This is a genomic window from Maritalea porphyrae, from assembly GCF_030159895.1.
GTDB classification, from domain to species: domain Bacteria; phylum Pseudomonadota; class Alphaproteobacteria; order Rhizobiales; family Devosiaceae; genus Maritalea; species Maritalea porphyrae.
This window is the reverse complement of the sequence record NZ_BSNI01000002.1, coordinates 115,113-131,779: the sequence shown is the minus strand read 5'-3', so window position 1 is coordinate 131,779 and position 16,667 is coordinate 115,113. Positions and strand designations below refer to the sequence as shown.

General features: G+C 49.5%; 19 protein-coding genes. 10 read left to right on the top strand and 9 right to left on the bottom strand.

Annotation, left to right across the window (positions count from 1 at the left end):
- Positions 1 to 17: 17 nt before the first annotated feature.
- Complete coding sequence (locus QQL65_RS04055; RefSeq protein WP_284362222.1) at positions 18 to 1,130, bottom strand: serine hydrolase domain-containing protein; 1,113 nt, start codon at positions 1,128 to 1,130, stop codon at positions 18 to 20.
- A 115-nt stretch (positions 1,131 to 1,245) separates the two neighbouring features.
- Here QQL65_RS04055 and QQL65_RS04050 point away from each other — a divergent pair, with 115 nt between their 5' ends.
- Both QQL65_RS04050 and QQL65_RS04045 read left to right on the top strand, forming a co-directional pair.
- Positions 1,246 to 1,833, top strand: coding sequence for an ArsR/SmtB family transcription factor (locus tag QQL65_RS04050; RefSeq protein ID WP_284362221.1), 588 nt, complete (start codon positions 1,246 to 1,248; stop codon positions 1,831 to 1,833).
- Between the two features lie 76 nt (positions 1,834 to 1,909).
- Positions 1,910 to 3,022: a D-alanyl-D-alanine carboxypeptidase family protein gene (locus QQL65_RS04045; protein ID WP_284362220.1), complete on the top strand. Its 1,113-nt coding sequence runs from the start codon at positions 1,910 to 1,912 to the stop codon at positions 3,020 to 3,022.
- Between the two features lie 16 nt (positions 3,023 to 3,038).
- Here the strand turns inward: QQL65_RS04045 and QQL65_RS04040 are convergent, their stop codons facing one another.
- Positions 3,039 to 3,260 carry a tautomerase family protein gene (locus tag QQL65_RS04040; RefSeq protein WP_284362218.1) on the bottom strand — a complete coding sequence of 74 codons (222 nt, stop codon included), beginning with the start codon at positions 3,258 to 3,260 and terminating at the stop codon, positions 3,039 to 3,041.
- Positions 3,261 to 3,404: 144 nt separating this feature from the next.
- On the opposite strand from QQL65_RS04040, the gene QQL65_RS04035 reads away from it, so the two are divergent.
- On the top strand, positions 3,405 to 4,088 hold the full coding sequence (locus tag QQL65_RS04035) for a winged helix-turn-helix transcriptional regulator (protein WP_284362217.1): 684 nt from the start codon (positions 3,405 to 3,407) through the stop codon (positions 4,086 to 4,088).
- 4 nt (positions 4,089 to 4,092) lie between these two features.
- Here the strand turns inward: QQL65_RS04035 and QQL65_RS04030 are convergent, their stop codons facing one another.
- The 5 genes from QQL65_RS04030 to QQL65_RS04010 all read right to left on the bottom strand — a co-directional run bounded on the left by QQL65_RS04030 (position 4,093) and on the right by QQL65_RS04010 (position 7,112).
- Positions 4,093 to 5,142: a bifunctional transcriptional activator/DNA repair enzyme AdaA gene (locus tag QQL65_RS04030; protein WP_284362215.1), complete on the bottom strand. Its 1,050-nt coding sequence runs from the start codon at positions 5,140 to 5,142 to the stop codon at positions 4,093 to 4,095.
- A 60-nt stretch (positions 5,143 to 5,202) separates the two neighbouring features.
- Positions 5,203 to 5,433, bottom strand: a complete 231-nt coding sequence (locus QQL65_RS04025) for a sulfurtransferase TusA family protein (protein ID WP_284362214.1) — start codon at positions 5,431 to 5,433, stop codon at positions 5,203 to 5,205.
- On the bottom strand, positions 5,423 to 5,887 hold the full coding sequence (locus QQL65_RS04020) for a CAP domain-containing protein (RefSeq protein WP_284362213.1): 465 nt from the start codon (positions 5,885 to 5,887) through the stop codon (positions 5,423 to 5,425). Before QQL65_RS04020 ends, QQL65_RS04025 begins: the two co-directional genes overlap by 11 nt.
- A 116-nt stretch (positions 5,888 to 6,003) precedes the next feature.
- Positions 6,004 to 6,480, bottom strand: a complete 477-nt coding sequence (locus tag QQL65_RS04015; protein WP_284362212.1) for a DUF1203 domain-containing protein — start codon at positions 6,478 to 6,480, stop codon at positions 6,004 to 6,006.
- An 80-nt stretch (positions 6,481 to 6,560) separates the two neighbouring features.
- Positions 6,561 to 7,112, bottom strand: coding sequence for a DUF924 family protein (locus QQL65_RS04010; RefSeq protein ID WP_284362211.1), 552 nt, complete (start codon positions 7,110 to 7,112; stop codon positions 6,561 to 6,563).
- A gap of 184 nt (positions 7,113 to 7,296) precedes the next feature.
- Between QQL65_RS04010 and QQL65_RS04005 the strand changes: the two genes are divergently transcribed.
- Complete coding sequence (locus QQL65_RS04005; protein WP_284366207.1) at positions 7,297 to 8,613, top strand: NAD(P)H-dependent oxidoreductase; 1,317 nt, start codon at positions 7,297 to 7,299, stop codon at positions 8,611 to 8,613.
- On the opposite strand, the gene QQL65_RS04000 is transcribed toward QQL65_RS04005, so the two are convergent.
- Positions 8,596 to 9,633, bottom strand: coding sequence for a zinc ABC transporter substrate-binding protein (locus QQL65_RS04000; RefSeq protein WP_284362210.1), 1,038 nt, complete (start codon positions 9,631 to 9,633; stop codon positions 8,596 to 8,598). The genes QQL65_RS04005 and QQL65_RS04000 overlap by 18 nt on opposite strands.
- A 146-nt stretch (positions 9,634 to 9,779) precedes the next feature.
- Here QQL65_RS04000 and QQL65_RS03995 point away from each other — a divergent pair, with 146 nt between their 5' ends.
- The 6 genes from QQL65_RS03995 to QQL65_RS03970 all read left to right on the top strand — a co-directional run bounded on the left by QQL65_RS03995 (position 9,780) and on the right by QQL65_RS03970 (position 15,569).
- A complete protein-coding gene (locus tag QQL65_RS03995; protein WP_284362209.1) occupies positions 9,780 to 10,595 on the top strand; it encodes an ATP-binding cassette domain-containing protein in 816 nt (271 codons plus the stop codon).
- Positions 10,588 to 11,400: a metal ABC transporter permease gene (locus QQL65_RS03990; RefSeq protein ID WP_284362208.1), complete on the top strand. Its 813-nt coding sequence runs from the start codon at positions 10,588 to 10,590 to the stop codon at positions 11,398 to 11,400. Before QQL65_RS03995 ends, QQL65_RS03990 begins: the two co-directional genes overlap by 8 nt.
- The gene (locus tag QQL65_RS03985) at positions 11,401 to 11,796 is read left to right on the top strand and encodes a Fur family transcriptional regulator (protein WP_284362206.1); all 396 of its coding nucleotides are present in this window, start codon (positions 11,401 to 11,403) and stop codon (positions 11,794 to 11,796) included.
- Positions 11,796 to 12,455, top strand: a complete 660-nt coding sequence (locus QQL65_RS03980; protein ID WP_284362205.1) for a 5-formyltetrahydrofolate cyclo-ligase — start codon at positions 11,796 to 11,798, stop codon at positions 12,453 to 12,455. The genes QQL65_RS03985 and QQL65_RS03980 overlap by 1 nt, the downstream gene beginning before the upstream one ends.
- A gap of 117 nt (positions 12,456 to 12,572) precedes the next feature.
- The gene (locus QQL65_RS03975; protein ID WP_284362204.1) at positions 12,573 to 13,529 is read left to right on the top strand and encodes a sensor domain-containing diguanylate cyclase; all 957 of its coding nucleotides are present in this window, start codon (positions 12,573 to 12,575) and stop codon (positions 13,527 to 13,529) included.
- 207 nt (positions 13,530 to 13,736) lie between these two features.
- Positions 13,737 to 15,569: a DUF4214 domain-containing protein gene (locus QQL65_RS03970; protein ID WP_284362203.1), complete on the top strand. Its 1,833-nt coding sequence runs from the start codon at positions 13,737 to 13,739 to the stop codon at positions 15,567 to 15,569.
- A 53-nt stretch (positions 15,570 to 15,622) separates the two neighbouring features.
- On the opposite strand, the gene purU is transcribed toward QQL65_RS03970, so the two are convergent.
- Positions 15,623 to 16,507 (bottom strand): formyltetrahydrofolate deformylase, encoded by an 885-nt coding sequence (purU, locus tag QQL65_RS03965; RefSeq protein ID WP_284362202.1) that lies wholly within the window; start codon positions 16,505 to 16,507, stop codon positions 15,623 to 15,625.
- Positions 16,508 to 16,667 lie beyond the last annotated feature (160 nt).

Below are 16,667 nucleotides of genomic sequence, written 5' to 3'. Positions count from 1 at the left end.
TATTGAGGCGGGGGAGCTTATTGCTTCTCCGCCTTTGCTATTTGCGTTGCGATTTCATTGAACAAGGTTGCAAAAGCGTTCTCAGAACTTTCAACTGTGCCTGTGTTGGTGACAAAGGCTGCGACCAAATCATATTGTGGCGCCACGGCCAAAAAGGCATACCACATGGTGTTGGAGCCATTGTGGAATATGGCCTCGCCTTGCAGAGGTGGCTGCAGGGGAACCAAAACCCAACCGGCAGCGTAGTTTTCATTTGAAATTGTGAGGTCGGATGCGGTGTGCAAGCGTTTGCTTGTTGAAGCTGACAGAAACTGGGTGTCGCCTTTTGCGGCTTGAAGATGCATTTGGCCATATCGCGCTAGGTCCTCAATGCTCATATGGACTGTGCCTGCTGGCCCCATTATTGGCGTATTATCGGCAACGTGTTTTGTCGGGTCCACTGGGTTTGTGAAAAGCCATAAGGTTTTTGTGTGTCCCCAAGGCTGCTCACCCATAGGTGCACCAAATCCGGCACTTTCAAGCCCAAGCGGATCAAATAATTCCTCGTGCATCAGTTTTTCCCAGGATTTCCCAGTGACTTGCGTGGCTATGGTGCCGGCAATTGTGTAGCCAATATTTGAGTATTCGAACTTGGTGTTTGGTGCATGTGCAGGCGCTTTTGCTAAGGTCTTGAAAACGGCGGTTCGCCGCGCTTCATCCACTTCGTTTTGGCTTTCAAATTTGTTGTTAAGTAAGGTTGTGGGACCAAAATTGGCGCTTGCGCCGGAAGTATGGTGCAACAGGTCGATCAATTTGACATTGTGCCAAGCTGGATCGATTTCTTGAATTTTGCTGGGCAGAAGTTCGGCAATTGGGTCGTCAAAGCTGAAATAGCCTTTGTCGACCAATCTACCGATCATTGTTGCCGTCATGGATTTGGTGATCGAACCAATATGCCACTTGTCGTTCCTTGTGACTTTGCTTTCACCGTTCTTTTGGCGGTTTCCGGTGGCGCCTAGTGCAATGACTTCCCCTTTGTGCATCACAATCCCAGCATTGCCGATTTGATCGGCGTCTTGCAAAATAGCGGGAAGACGGTTTTCAAGCATGGATTGCATATTGGTCTGGTCTTGTGCGTGTACAGCGGACATAGGCATACTCACTAGGGTCAATGCGGCCAGGGCCTTGGGCAGATTAATCGGTAAAAAGCGGGGAAACATCTGGATGGGGCTTTCACTTTATTAAAAATTATGAAAAATATTTAATATGAGCAATGCGCCTTTTCAAGATGTGACCCAGAAATTTGTTTTGAGCGAACCTGCACAATTGCGAGCGCTTGGTGCGCCCACAAGTCGTTTGGTCTTTCAGGGATTGTTGCAATTGGGCCAAGGCTCAATCAAGGAAGTAGCCGCACTGATTGGCAAGACACCGCATGCGCTTTACCATCACATGGACAAATTGGTTGCGGTAGGGTTGGTGCTTGAAAATGGCGAACGCCGCTCAGGTGCGCGTATTGAAAAGCTTTATCGACCCGTGGCGCATTTACTTGAAACAGACCCATCTAACCGCGATAGGGACTATTTAGAGGCCGTTGCAGATAATGCTGCGGCTGGCTATCGGCAGGCCGAGCGCGAGTTGCGGCGCGCATTGCTTTCTGGCGAAGCGCATATTGGAACCGACAAAAAGAACGCCCTTGCTTTGCAATTTTCAGTGCCCTTAAACGCGCAACAGCGCCAAGACTTGGTGCACCGCATTGAGGCGTTGGTTGAGGATTTTACTTCTGGTCTAGACATGGATGAAAACGGCCAGCACTATTTGGTAACCCTCGGTTTAAGCCCTGAACCAAACAAATAGCGCTCCCACCATCATCAATTTGCCGTAATGGATTTGCATCCAACAATTTCAGTGGCTACAAGTTTGCAACAACAATATGAGTTTTGGGTTGGATATGCGCGGATTGCGTCGAGTTTTTGCTGGAATTGCTTTGTGGATGGGGTTGAGCAGCGCAGCTTATGCTATTCCACAATTGCTAATTGATATGCAAAGCGGCGAGGTTCTTTTTGAAGAAGATGCCGGTATTGCGTGGCACCCTGCATCTTTGACAAAGCTGATGACTGCCTATGTGGCGTTTGAAGCCATTGCGGCAGGCGAAGTCGATTTGTCAACGCCAGTGATAATGTCCGAAAATGCGCTCAAAGAACCACCAAGCAAAATGGGTTTTCCAGTTGGAACGGCGGTTGCACTTGAAGATGCGCTTTATATGCTGGTTGTAAAATCGGCAAATGATGTGGCGGTGGCGATTGCTGAAACCATTGCTGGCGATGAACAGCGATTTGTTAGCCTGATGAACGCACATGCCCGCAATTTGGGGCTAAGCAATACGCATTTTGAAAACCCCAATGGGTTGCATGATCCAGAAATGGTGACCAGTGCGCGCGATTTGGCCATTCTGTCGGTCGTGATCCGGAATCGTTACCCGCAATATGACGGCCTTTTTGAAACGCGTACGATTGAATTTGGGCGTTCGAAGCTGGCGTCATACAATATTTTGCTGACGAAGTTTCGTGGCACAACGGGTATGAAAACTGGCTATGTGTGCGCTTCGGGCTTGAACATAGTGGCCACCGCCGAGCGACGCGGGCGCAAATTAATGGCCGTGGTTATGGGGGCGTCCTCGGCGCGGGAACGTGGAGAGTTGACCGCGTTGTTACTCGAACGTGGGTTTGACAATCGCTACAAAGGCACAGGTAAATCTGTTACGCGGGTTGCAAATTTGGCTTCTACGCCTGTGGATATGCGCCCTAAAATTTGCGGCAAAGACGCAAAGTCTTACGTGAATGGACGTGCGGCGGCGTTTCCGTTTGGACTGGAGGGCCAGCCAACTTATTTGGGTGACAAGATTGAACCCAAACGCGTGCGGGTAAACACATTAGGCAAACTGGTGAATGTTGAACTGCCGCGGCCACGTCCGGCCTATAGCTATGTGCCGAAAACGGCGATCATTGAACTGCCGCGCCCAAGGCCGCAATATTTGCGGCCCTGAACCTAATCGGTTGCGATTAGGCCGCGCCACGTGCCATGTTTTGGACATCGCCGGACTGTAGCGGTTGGCCACCAATTGCCCAATCGCCACTTTTAACTTCTAGAACTCTGACCCAGGTGACGCTGCGCAGGTTTTCGCCCTCTATTGCGACCACTGCATCGGTGACATTGGTGATTAGGGATTGTTTTTGTTCAGGGGTGAATACCCCTTCAATTACGTTGATATCAATGAGCGGCATTGTTGTCTCCATCTGGTTAGAGCACAACGTTAAAAGGGATGGTCGCTAACACCCTAGTGTAGAAAGTGAAGCGATGTCGGTACTGTTTATGTACTGGACTGAAGCGGGTGCACTCGACATACTCTTGGCAGTTAGGGGGGCAAAATGGCCCAAAACAGCTACAATCAATTTTGTCCTATCGCTATGGCATGTGAAATATTGGAGCCGCGCTGGACCCTGTTGATCATGTGCGAGATGTGGTCTGGGTCGATGCGCTTTAATGAAATTCGGCGCGGTGTTCCCCGGATGTCTCCAACCTTATTGTCCAAACGACTTAAGGAAATGGAGGCACATGGACTGATTTCTCGTCGTGAAGATGTGGCAACAGGCGGTATCACTTATAAGATTACACCGGTTGGCAACGAGTTGGGGCCGATTGTACACGCGCTTGGGCAGTGGGCGCATCGAAATGTAGATACAGAGGTGACCCTAGAGCACTTAGATGCGCGGCTTTTGATGTGGAATATACGGCGCAAAGTCGATCGTCATGCGCTACCGATGCATCAAAAGACAACCATTCAATTCATGTTTCCAGAATTAGAAGACGACCAAACAAACTACTGGTTGATCGCCAAGCCCGGTTGTGACGTTGACATTTGCTGGAATGACCCAGGGTTTAATGTTGATCTTTTTGTCAGCGCCGAACTGAAAGCGATGACCTCGGCATGGTTGGGGCTATCGCGTTTGGATAAAGAGATTGATGATCAAAAGATTGACCTAATTGGCGATGAGCAGCTTGCTAATTCTATTGGTACTTGGTTGGTGCCCAGCTCTTTGGCAAACTGTTAACGGGTTACAAATACTGACGCTCAAGTTCGATCAGCTTCTGTTTGCGCCACAATCCGCCACCATAACCGGTGAGTGAGCCGTCTGCCCCAATAACGCGATGGCAGGGGATAAGTATGGCGATTTGATTAGCACCATTGGCGCGAGCAACCGCGCGCGTTGCCGTTGGTTGGCCAATTTGTGCAGCCAATTGTGAATATGACTTTGTGTGCCCTGCGCGGATTGTTTGCAATGCATTCCAGACATTTTTGGTAAAGTCCGACCCATGCAAAACTAGTGGTGTATTGAACTGATCGGATTTGCCGTTAAAAAAATCAGACAGTTCATTTTTAACTTGTTTTGTTGGCGTGTTTTGACCAACGCCAATATTACCTTTGACGGTTTTCATTAGCCTTTTGAGCTCATTGGGCAAAGCTTTTCGATCGGCAAACTCAAGCAAGTGCAGGGCGTTATCGTCGCTCACTGCGATCATGGCACCTAATGGCGTGTCAATCCAATCAGCTTTGAGTATCGCGTCAGACTTCAGTTTGCCTGGGGAGATGCCCAGCAATTTTGCAAAACGTGTGCGGAACGCGCCGGGCGATGCGTAACCTGCATCAAGCTGTGCTTCAATGACTTTGCCACCATCAGCTAGCGTGGTGAAACCGTCGCGCATCCGGCTCAGGCGTGCCATCTCCAAGAATGTGATGCCAAACTGTCGTTTGAACGCGCGCCGAACCGTTGATGGATCTAAGCCGAATTTGACGATGTCAGCCTCGCTCCAGCGGCGGGATGGATCAGCTTCAAGTGCTTTGGTCAGCGTTTGAATTGCTGGGTCACCATTGGCTTCTGGGGCCAGTGGCTTACATCTCTTACAAGGGCGATAGCCTGCTTCAATCGCGGTGCCGATTTCGTCGTAAAATGTGCAGTTTTCCCGTTTTGGTTTGCGGGCCGGGCAAGTGAGGCGGCAAAAAATGCCAGTGGATGACACGCCAACATAAACGCGTCCATCGTATGATGGGTCACGGTTAAGTAGGGCATTGTAGAGTTGGTCATTGTCTGGAAGTTGGTAAAGCATGGTGCCAATCTAGCGCAGATCGGGGATGCTGTCCGCCCGATTTCGGGCGTCTATTTCAGACTAGGCTTTTTGGATTTCAAAATGCAAAATGTCACCGTCTTGGCTTTGTTCTAAAAGCTGATGACCCGCTTTGTTGCACATATTGGGGATATCTATTGCCGCCAACGGGTCGCTGGCCAAAAGCACAAAGCTTTGCCCGGATTGCATCATGCTGAGTTGTTTTTCGGCTTTAATAACGGGCAGCGGGCAATTCAGGCCGATCGTGTCGATGAGAATTTTATCAGTTTGCAACGACCAATACCCAGTGGGCCCCATAGCTTGAATTTGGATTGTAGTTAACCGCAAGACCTGCTTTGCCTGCACTTGGAATGAGCAAGGTTTTGGCGTCGCGGCTGGAGCCGCGCCAGCCTGAAAAGGTTTCGGCGAAATTTGTATATCCAGCACTAAACAAAGCTGAACCCTGAGAGCGTTCGGCCACGAGTGCCGCTGCCCCATTATTGTTGCCATCGCTTGCATAGCGTGCGGCGGCTTCAGTCGCGAGGGCGTTCAATTCAGCGGTCAAAACGAGTTGGGACAAATTGTTTGCGGCCCGATATTGATTGATCAAGCCAATCGCTTCTTGCCGATCAAGTTGCGCACCAGGGCGTGCCATTGAGGCTGTTAGTCCAACGGGTAAAGGCGAGGTGGTGCCCAGGCAACCGGCCAATGGCAAAAACAAACTAAGTACAAAAAGAATTCTAAGCATGATGCCCCCGCAAGGCTTTGATCAGTTGAACGCTCTTACCAGAGCATAATAAAAACAGCCAGAGGGAACTCTGGCTGCTGCCCATGTTTGAACTAAAAAAGGGGCGGAATTTAGATCTATTCCGATCGATCAATTCGGGTTGTAAAACAGGTGTAAGCCGCAGACCTAAGATGGATGAAGGCAACGTCATTGTGAGAGAAGATCATATCAGTGACGGATTTGAGTTCCGACACATTTACAATCTGTCCGGTGCGATAATCGATCTTTTCGTCGTTTGAATAGCCGCGAATCATGAATTGTTCGCGCGTCTCAACAACAGGTGGCAATTGGTTAGCTGCGCCGGCAAACGGATCGCAAGGCTCGCCACAAATGAAGATGGGGCCGGTTTCAGTGAAATGGCCTGTGGTTGAAAATGGTTTGTATGCGCCGAGCAGGACGGGTTTGCCTTTTTCAATGTTTTTCAGGCAATGGCGGCACGGGGCGCTACCATCGGAAATGCGGCGCTCAAGCGTTTGCCCATAAGCATCGGTTCTGCCGTCCCACCAGTTTTGGGCGTCTGCTGTTGGAATTGGGGTGAACTTGATGTTTGGCATATTAGGGTCTCCTCAAGATTTATTGGTGGAGACCCAACTATGTTTTGGCGCTTTGCGCGACCCGGTTTTGACAAATGCCCTTATTGGCCGAAGCTATCGTGGTCGCCGGATAAGAATTCATCCTCTTCTGGTGTATTCTTACGGCCCAACACGGCGTTGCGATAAGGATAGCGACCAAATTTCTCAATCATGTCGCGGTGCTTGATTTCATATTCTTGGCTGTTCTCACCGGGCAAGGCACCAAATAGTTTCATGGCTTCATCATGTACGGCTAAGCTTTCGCAATGCATATAGGGCATATAAGCAAAGGTTCGCCAATCCTCAGGCAGTTTTTGATCGTCGCCGCGAATGACCATTTCTTGCGCTAGAGTGAGGGCGATTGGATCGCAGGCAAAAGCACGTGGGTCCTTGCGGTAGATCTGGCGGGTAAATTGATCGAGCACGATGATTTCAGCCAAGCGGTTTTCTGGTGATGTACGCCACCAAAATAATTCACCTTTGTGCGCTGCGGCATGCGTGTCGCTGAATTTGTCGACGATTTCTTTGTCGAATTCCTCGCCACCTGAAAACCAGTCTTTGGGTCCGTGGTCCTTGAACCAGAATTGGATAATATCTTGCGGCTTTGCGATCATTGTTGATCCCCAAATTTGATTTGCTTTGGGCTCAAACTGCCCCTCATTCGCTTCATAAACAAGTGTTGGCTGGTGACAATTTGTTGATGCCAACTATCGCCAAGTGGCGATTGCTGGGATAAAAGGCAGCCAAACGAACACCAAGGTGCTTTCTATGTCGCATTCGCCATCTTCAGTTTTTCAAATGCCCCCTGAAAGTTTGACGGGGTTGAGCCGCGATTTGTTGCGGTTGGAAAATGAAGGTAAAGAGGTGCTGATCGGATTGATTGGTGCCGGCGAAATGGGCACCGATTTGATTATGCAGGTGGCGCGGATGCGTGGCTTGCGGATCGGCGCAGTTGCGGTTCGCAATGCTGAGAACGCACTGAAAGCCGTGCAAATTGCCTATGGTGATCGGGACAATGCAGTCGTTTGCGAAAATGACGCTGCAATAACTAGAGCCATCGAAATGGGCAAAATTGCCATTTGCACCGATGCAGCACTGGTGGCGAATAACGAATTGATTGCACAAGTTGTTGAGGCAACGGGTAAGCCAAGTGTTGGTGCAGACATCGGGTTGCAGGCGCTGGAAGCAGGCAAGCACCTCATTATGATGAATGTGGAAGCTGACGTAACGGTCGGTGCCTATCTAAAGCGGCGTGCGCAAGAGCTTGGTTTGATCTACACCGTTGGCGCAGGTGATGAGCCTTCATCGATTATGGAGTTGATCGATTTTGCCAACGCGTTGGGTTTGCCGATCGTGTCTGCGGGCAAAGGCAAGAATAACCCCTTGAACGTTGATGCGGTGCCCGACGATTACGAGAAAGAAGCCATTGAACGCAATATGAACCCACGCATGTTGGTGGAATTTGTGGATGGTTCAAAAACCATGGTGGAAATGGCGGCTCTTGCCAACGCCACAGGAATGGTGCCCGACAAGCCGGGTATGCATGGTCCTCAAGCAACACTTGATACGCTTGAGGATATTCTGATTCCTGCAGCGGATGGGGGCATCTTGTCGGACGTTGGACGGGTTGATTATACGATCGGCAAGGGTGTGGCGCCGGGCGTTTTTGTGGTCGTGAAGGCACCGCATGAGCGCATTCATGAGCGCATGGCGGACCTCAAAGTCGGGCGGGGTCCTTACTTCACTCTTTACCGTCCATTCCATCTGACAAGTTTGGAAGTGCCGCTTTCTTGCGCGCGAGTTGCGCTTTATGGGCAGGTTGATATGCAGCCGCTTGATGTGCCAGTGGCAGAGGTTTGTGCGTTGGCCAAGAAAGATATGGCGGCGGGTGAGAAGTTCGATGCGATTGGCCAATATTGCTACCGCTCTTGGACGATGACTGCAGCTGATGCGCGCGCGGCCAAGGCAGTGCCATGCGGTCTAATCGAAGGCGGTGTTGCCACCGCCTCGATTAAAAAAGGTGAGTTGATCACTTATGCCAATTGTCAGCCTGACGCCGCACAAGCGATTGTTGGCTTGCGTGCCAAACAAGACGCATTATTGGGTCTTGCTTAGGCAGTCCACAAATCCTGTTGTCAGCTGATTGATCAGATCGAGATATAATGTTGCACCAGCCTCTAGGTTTGCGCCCAGCGGGTCCAGTTCGGCTGTTTGCACATTGGTGCCTTCGATGGCCAAGTTGACCAGCTTGGCATCGAATTGAGGCTCAGAGAAAATACAAGCAATATTGTTCTTATCGAGCGCTTTTTTGAGTTCTTTGAGGCGTTTTGCACCTGGTTTGATGTCTGGCGACAAAGTCACAACACCCACATTTTGGATGTCGAAACGCTTTTCGTAATATTGGTAGGCGTCGTGAAAGGTCACGAAGCGTTTGTCTTTAACTGTCGCCAATTGCAACGATGTGCTTTCGATCAACCTATCGAGTTCTTCAATTAGTTCATTGGCGTTCGCATGATATTGCGGTGCGTTTTCTGGGTCCATATCTGCCAAAGTGTATTTGATAATCGACACGATGGTTTTTGCATTTTCAGGGTCTAGCCAGATATGTAGATCGTGTGCGCCATGATCGTGCCCTTCATGCTCATCATGGCCGTCGTGCTCGCTGTGTTCTTCATGATGTTCGTCATCGTGGTCATGCGTGTCTTCATGGTCGTGGTCAGCATGTTCATCATCATGCGCATGTGCTTCGTCTTTGTGATCATCGTCGTGCTGCGCAAGGTTAAGCGCTCTGGCATCTAAGACGTTAATACCGGGTTGTTCGGCGAGCGCGATCGGAACAGCGTTTTGTGGCAAGGTTTCAATCGCTTTGGCCAAAAATGTTTCGAGGTGCTCATCGATCCAAAATATCACATCAGCATTTTGCAACTGCTTCGCGTCTGATGGCTTTAAACTGTAATTGTGCGGCGAAGCATTTGCAGGCACTAGATTTGTCACCTCGGCATTGCCTTGGCTGACATATTCTACCAGCGAATGGATGGGGCGAATGGAAGTGACAACTTGCAATTTGTCCGCAAAAGCGGTGGTGGCAGTGCTGGCCAAAAGCGTTGCAAGGGCGATGCAGTTAAGCGCGCGCATTTGATCTCTCTTATGTTTGATATGTTATACTATTACATGGATTGTGTTATGATATAACGTATGGCATAGAGGGTGGCAATAAGAAATTTTGGACCACGGCACAAAACATGTGACCTGCTGGTTGTAAGGACAAGGGGTGCCGCAAGGTGGCCAAAAAAGACCTATTGGTGTCGCTGAAAAATGTGGGCGTCGAGCGTGATGGCAAATGGTTGGTGCGCGGTGTTGATTTTGAAGTGCGCCGTGGCGAAATCGTTACGCTGATCGGGCCAAATGGTTCGGGAAAATCCACCAGCGTCAAATGCGCCTTGGGGGTGATTGACCCAACCGAAGGGCAGGTGAACCGCGCAACCGATTTGGTGGTGAGTTATGTGCCGCAGAAGTTCAATTTGGATTGGACGCTGCCACTTAGTGTCAAACGCTTGATGAATTTAACCGCCCATCATTCGCACGCCGATATTGAAGAAGCTCTGGAGCAAGTGGGTATTGCCCATCTGGCTGATGCAGAGGTGAGCCATTTGTCGGGCGGCGAGTTGCAAAGAGCCCAATTGGCGCGCGCCATGTTACGCAAACCGGACTTGTTGGTCTTGGACGAACCGGTGCAGGGCGTCGATTTTCAAGGTGAAGTGGCACTTTATGAGTTGATTGCGCATATGCGAGATCACCATAATTGCGGTGTTCTTCTGATTTCACATGACTTGCACGTGGTGATGGCGGCAACTGACACGGTGATTTGCATGAATGGCCATGTGTGCTGTCGCGGCGCCCCAAAGCAGGTGGCGCAAAGCGCAGAATATCAGCAACTATTTGGTGTGCGCCGATCCGAGGCGTTGGCAATTTATGATCACCAACATGATCACACGCATTTGCCCGATGGGCGGGTGAAGCATGCCGATGGCACCATTTGCGAAGATTGCGATCATTCGCACGGTGCTCATGATCATAAGGAGCATGATCATGCTTGATGACTTTTTTGTCCGTGCATTGGTGGCCGGTATCGGGTTTGCGCTGGTTACAGGTCCGCTTGGTGCGTTCGTCGTGTGGCGGCGAATGGCTTACTTTGGCGATACGATGGCACATTCGGCGCTATTGGGCGTTGCCATCAGTTTGCTTTTGAACATCAACATGATGGTTGGGGTGGTGGCTGCCGCTTTGCTGGTTAGCGGCGCGCTGTTGGTTCTTGAAAAGCGGGGTGTGTTTTCGTCCGATGCCTTGCTCGGTATCCTATCTCACTCGACCTTGGCACTTGGTCTTGTGTTGGTGGGATTTATGAGTTGGGTCCGGATTGATCTAATGGCGCTTTTGTTTGGTGATATATTGGCCGTTTCTAAGTCAGATATTGCGCTGATCTATGGGTTTGGTGCCTTGATCCTTGTCGGCATTGCGTGGGGTTGGCGGGCGTTGATCGCCGCAACGGTAAATGTGGAACTGGCGCAAGCCGAAGGCATGCATCCGCAACGCGCACGCATAATGCTGATGGTGTTTCTGGCCATTCTGATTGCGGTGGCGATGAAGATTGTTGGTATATTGCTCATTACTGCTTTGCTGATTATTCCTGCAGCGGCGGCGCGAAGACTGTCGGCGAGCCCTGAGCAGATGGTGGTGATTGCTTCAATAATTGGCGTGATGGCTGTGGTTGGTGGGCTAAATCTGAGCCTTCTTTATGATACGCCATCTGGTCCGTCTATTGTGGTGGCGGCACTTGGACTGTTTTTACTTAGTTTAACACCGCTGGCCGTTATTTGGCGCAAGAACACAAAGGCATCTTAAATGGCGCAAGAGCAAAATCTGACCAAGAATCAATCGTTGGTGTTTGAAAAACTCTCCGCTGCTGACGGCCCAATGAGTGCCTATGATCTATTGGATGAATTGCGAGAACAGGGTCTGAAAGCCCCGCTGCAGATTTATCGAGCGCTTGAAAAGCTACAAGAAGTTGATCTGGTGCATCGGCTTGAAAGCATGAACTCGTTCGTTGCTTGCGCGCAGCCGCATTGCCACGCCAAAACGGGTCTCGTTGCCTTTGCAATTTGTGAGAAGTGCGGCACGGTCTCTGAGTTTTCCGACGATGTGGTGCAATCTCGTTTGGCAGATTGGGCGACAGAGCGAAACTTTACACCGACAAAGACCAGCCTTGAAATCAGAGGGCTTTGTCAGGGGTGTGGGTGATGACTTCATCGCCCGTATGCTACCGAGACGGCTTTAAAGAAAACTGGCGTGGTGAGCTGATCGAATATGATGCGGCGGCAGCAAAGGATGTTGCCGTTTGGCGCGAAGCTGAGCGCCAGCGGTTGATTGCGTGGCGGCAGGGTTTGCCCAATGATCAGCGGCAGGCAAATGCCGAAGATGTTTGTGCGCAGCTTTATGATTTTATCCAACCTTCAAATGACGATGTGATCTCAACTTATTGGCCCTTTAAGGGTGAGATGGATTTACGACCCTTTATGCGTTCAGCAATTGAGGCTGGAGCGACAATTGTGTTGCCCGTGGTTGAAAAGCGAAATGCACCACTGAAATTTCGGCGCTGGATGCCAAATGCGCAATTGGAGCGGGGCGTTTGGGGTATATTGCAACCTGTGGAGTTGACCACGTTCACACCAAATATCGTGGTTGCCCCGTTGGTGGGGTTTGATAATGCTGGGTATCGGCTTGGACATGGCGGCGGATATTATGACCGCACGCTTGCTGAATATGCGGTTCAGCCGCAAAAAATTGGCGTTGGTTGGCAAGCACAACGGCTTGAAACCATTCATCCACAACCGCATGACGTGCCGATGGATGCTGTTTTACTTTCTAGTGAATTGAAAAAACACAAGAAATTGGGTTGATGGTATCAAAATGTCCACATATTGGGGTGTATTTAACAGTTTAATCATATGATTGGAGTTTCTTAACTCCGATCAATTAGGCTGAAATTACTCTAATGTTCGAGTATGTGAGACAAAATGGAAGAGTTCGACCTTTTTGCGGATGATGTTGATGAGGTCAACACCATCGTTAAAACGCAAGAATCGCTGTTCGACACCGAACAGCGACTTGGCGCGATGCTTGACGCCATGCCGATTGGGCTTTTGTTTCATACTCACCAAGGCATCCTCTATGCAAATGATCAAGCGTGTAGCTTGCTAAGAGCGCAAAAAAGCGAGTTGGTGGGGCGCCACTTTCTTGATTACATTCGAGAAGCGGAGTTCTTGGAAGCCAATTCGCTGATGCAAAATGCATTTGAAGCCAATCAAAAAGCGGTTGAAGCGGAAAGCGTGATTGCTTGCCGAGGCAGTGCTGACAAGCTCATCAAGATCACAGCAAGCCGCTTACCTTGGGAAGGCACACCTGTTATTCAAGTCCTTTTTCAAGACATTACCGCGCAAAAACAAGCTGAACTGTCGCTACGTAAGCTTTCCATCACGGATGAACTAACAGGCGCATTTAACCGGCGTCACGTGTTCTATGAAGCGGATAGTTATATTCAGCAAAAAGATCGGCCGTTGGTGACCGTTGGCATGCTCGATGTGGATCATTTCAAGTCGGTTAACGACACCTATGGCCATGCGGTGGGGGATGCTGTGCTGAAAGAGATCACTCGGCTGGCACATGAATTTGTGCCCACCATAACCAATTGCAAGTCTGCCATGTTCGCGCGCATTGGTGGTGAAGAGTTTTTGTTCTTGTTGCCTGGGTTGGGCAAGGAAGCTGGCTACGCCATCGTGGATGAATTTCGCCGTTCGCTGATGCGCTTGCGTATCCCAACTGATGATGAACGTTTGGTCAGCATTACAGCCAGTTTTGGCGTGGCTGAATTTCGCGAGACGGATAAGAGCATCGATAAATTGCTAAGCCGCGCAGATGCCGCGCTCTACAAAGCCAAAGAAAATGGCCGCAACCAAGTTTGCCAGGCTGAATAGGCATAGTTTTTCCGCAACCAGTGTAATCTAATGATCATGACATTTTGGTGTCATGGTTTTGCCACCATCTGTGAGTATTATCTTTACTGTACAGGTGGGCGCTTGTCGGCTATCTGTGATGGCATAATTGATTGCTCAACGATGACCTGTTGCAGAATAATGCGGTGCGCAAAGGGGAGTTCGTAGAGATTTTTAAGTGAGAACCTTATGGCAAACTACGATACTTGGAACAACCTCTCAGCGGTTGCGAAAATCGCATCGGTCAATGCAAATGCAACGCATCTTACGAGTGGATACAAGCACAATACTTCTACAGTCACTTACAGTTTTCTAACACAAGATGATGGGCGAGTCTTCCAGCCCTATGTTCCAGCAGGTGAACCAACAAACTTTGAATCGTTTTCGTCCTACGAAAAGGCATTTACACGTACAATTATCGACTATTTGGAAGGTTTTCTGAACATTGACTTCCAAGAAGTCTCTGGCAGCGCAGGAACACTGGGATTTGGACGACACAACATGGATGCTGGTGGATATGCCGATTATCCAGGCATCTCCAAGCAAGCGGTGTACATTTCGAATGCTCGGGTGAACAATAGTATTGGTGACTATGGATTGGGTTCCATAGTTCATGAATTGGGGCATGCTTTAGGATTGAGTCACCCTAATGAATATACTGTTGGTGCAGCTGAGCGTTTAGATTTTGATATTGATACATCTGCACTGACCATAATGTCGTACAACAACGCTTATTACACCGATCCGCTAGCCGACGGCTTTTTCACTTTCTTTGGACTGTTGGATATTGAGGCGCTGATCAATATTTACGGGGTGAAACCGACCTTTGAGCATAATACCTATTCACTAAACATGAGTGGTGACGCTTCAAAAAGTGGCACAACATGGGATGTGCCGATTGCGATTCCGTTCGCTTTGGCAGACAGCGGTGGCTATGACATTATCGATGCCAGCACAATGTCATTGTCGGACGTTTCTTCTGCCCTGTTCGATTTTAGTCAAGGCTTGTTCCTTGACAAAGGGCAATTGGTCCAAATCAACTCAAACGAAACTGGTGAATGGATCGACTTGACCACGAGCGACAAAATTGCTCATTTGCAGATCCACCAAGATACGATCATTGAAGAATATATCGGAACCTCCTTGGGGGAGACCGTTGTTGGCAACAGCGCAGCGCAATCCATCAAAACGGGTGGCGGTGTGGACATAATCACAGGCGCAGGTGGCGATGATACTATTGATGGTGGTTCTGGCGAAGACACAGTGAAATATGACGGTTCGGCAACGCAATTCTCGATCACTTTGAACAAAGGGGCAGCCACATCCATTTTGGATCGCAAAGGTGATGCGGGAACAGACAATGTAGTGAATGTCGAGAATATTGATTTTTTAGTTGGTGCAAAAGATGTCGATTTGGACATTTTAGACGGGGTTGTGAATGTCTCAGAAGCTGACTTGACCGTGTTTATAGAAATGTACATTGCCTACTTCAATCGCGCGCCGGACGCTGAGGGGCTGTTTTATTGGGGGACACGGCTGAGCGAAGGCATGGAACTTAGCCAAATCGCAAAGAGCTTCTTTGTGCAGCCGGAAACTGTGGCGCTTTATCCTGACCCAAACGACACGTCAGGTTTTGTCACTTCTGTTTACAACAACTTCTTGGGTCGAGCGCCAGATGCCGAAGGGTTTGCGTATTGGGTCAACGAACTCGATACCGGTTCGATCAGCCGTGATATTTTCATGCTGGCGATTATTAATGGCGCAAAAGCTGATACGGGAAGTCCAGCGGATGTTGATTATATCACTGGCAAAGCGAAAGTTGGCTCTTATTTCTCGGTAATCAAAGGGATGAGCAATACGGATAACGCTAAATCTGCAATGGCGCTCTACGATGGCTCAGATGCGGGATTGGCTGCTGCCAAGAGTGCGGTTGATGGATATTATAGCTCGGCGATTGACGCGAACAGTGGTGAGTTGTTGATCAAATTGGTGGGCGTGATGGACGATCCATTTATTGTCTAACAGAGGTGCTTTACTGCCTCATAATTGAGGCGGTATTTTAATTGGCCTGATCCTTATCCCATTCGCTCAGAGGCGTAGCTATCTGGGCTGGCAGGGAAGACAATGGTTTTGTTGCCGGAGATGAAGGCGCGGTGGTGGATATGTGCATGGATGGCGCGGGCAAGCACTTGACTTTCCACGTCGCGCCCCAGCGCTACATAATCGGACGGGCTTTGCGCGTGGGTTACACGCACAATGTCCTGCTCGATGATTGGGCCCTCATCCAAGTCTGATGTCACATAATGGGATGTGGCACCGATGAGTTTTACGCCGCGGGCATAGGCTTGCTTGTATGGGTTTGCGCCTTTGAAGCTTGGCAAAAATGAGTGGTGGATGTTGATGATCCGGCCCGACATTTTTGTACACATTTCATCGGAGAGCACTTGCATATAGCGGGCCAGAACAATCAGTTCGGCGCCTGTTCTTTCGATGATTGCTATTTGCTGCGCTTCTGCATCAGCTTTTGTCTCTTTGGTCACTGGAATCAAGTGAAACGGGATATTGCGGCTCTCAACCAGATCACGATAATCATCATGATTGGAGATAACGGCGACAATGTCGATGGGCAATGCGCCAATGCGCCAACGGTACAATATGTCGTTCAAGCAGTGGCCAAACCGAGAGACAAATATCGCAACTTTCATTTTCTGCGTTTCATCATGAAAAGTGAATTTCATGTTCTTCGATGATGCGACGTCGGCGAATTCTGCCTGCAACTTTGCAAGATCTAGATCGCTTGAGCAGGTGAAACTAACGCGCATGAAAAAGCCACCATTTTCCATGTCGTCAAATTGAGCGCTGTCGGTGATGTTGCAATTATTTTCGGCCAAATAGGTGGCAATAGCGGCAACCACTCCGGGTTGGGACTTGCATTCAACGGTGAGGGCAAACTTGTTCATCGTTTGGTCTTTTCTTGTACAGCAGAATTTATAGCGGGTGCATTTAGAAGAGGAATACGATTGGGGGCAAGCCCCACTTGAGGGCTTTTGACAGTTCTGGCTCTAACAGTGATGTGTTTGAGGCGCGCATGCTGGTGATCCCGGCGCGATTCGAACGCGC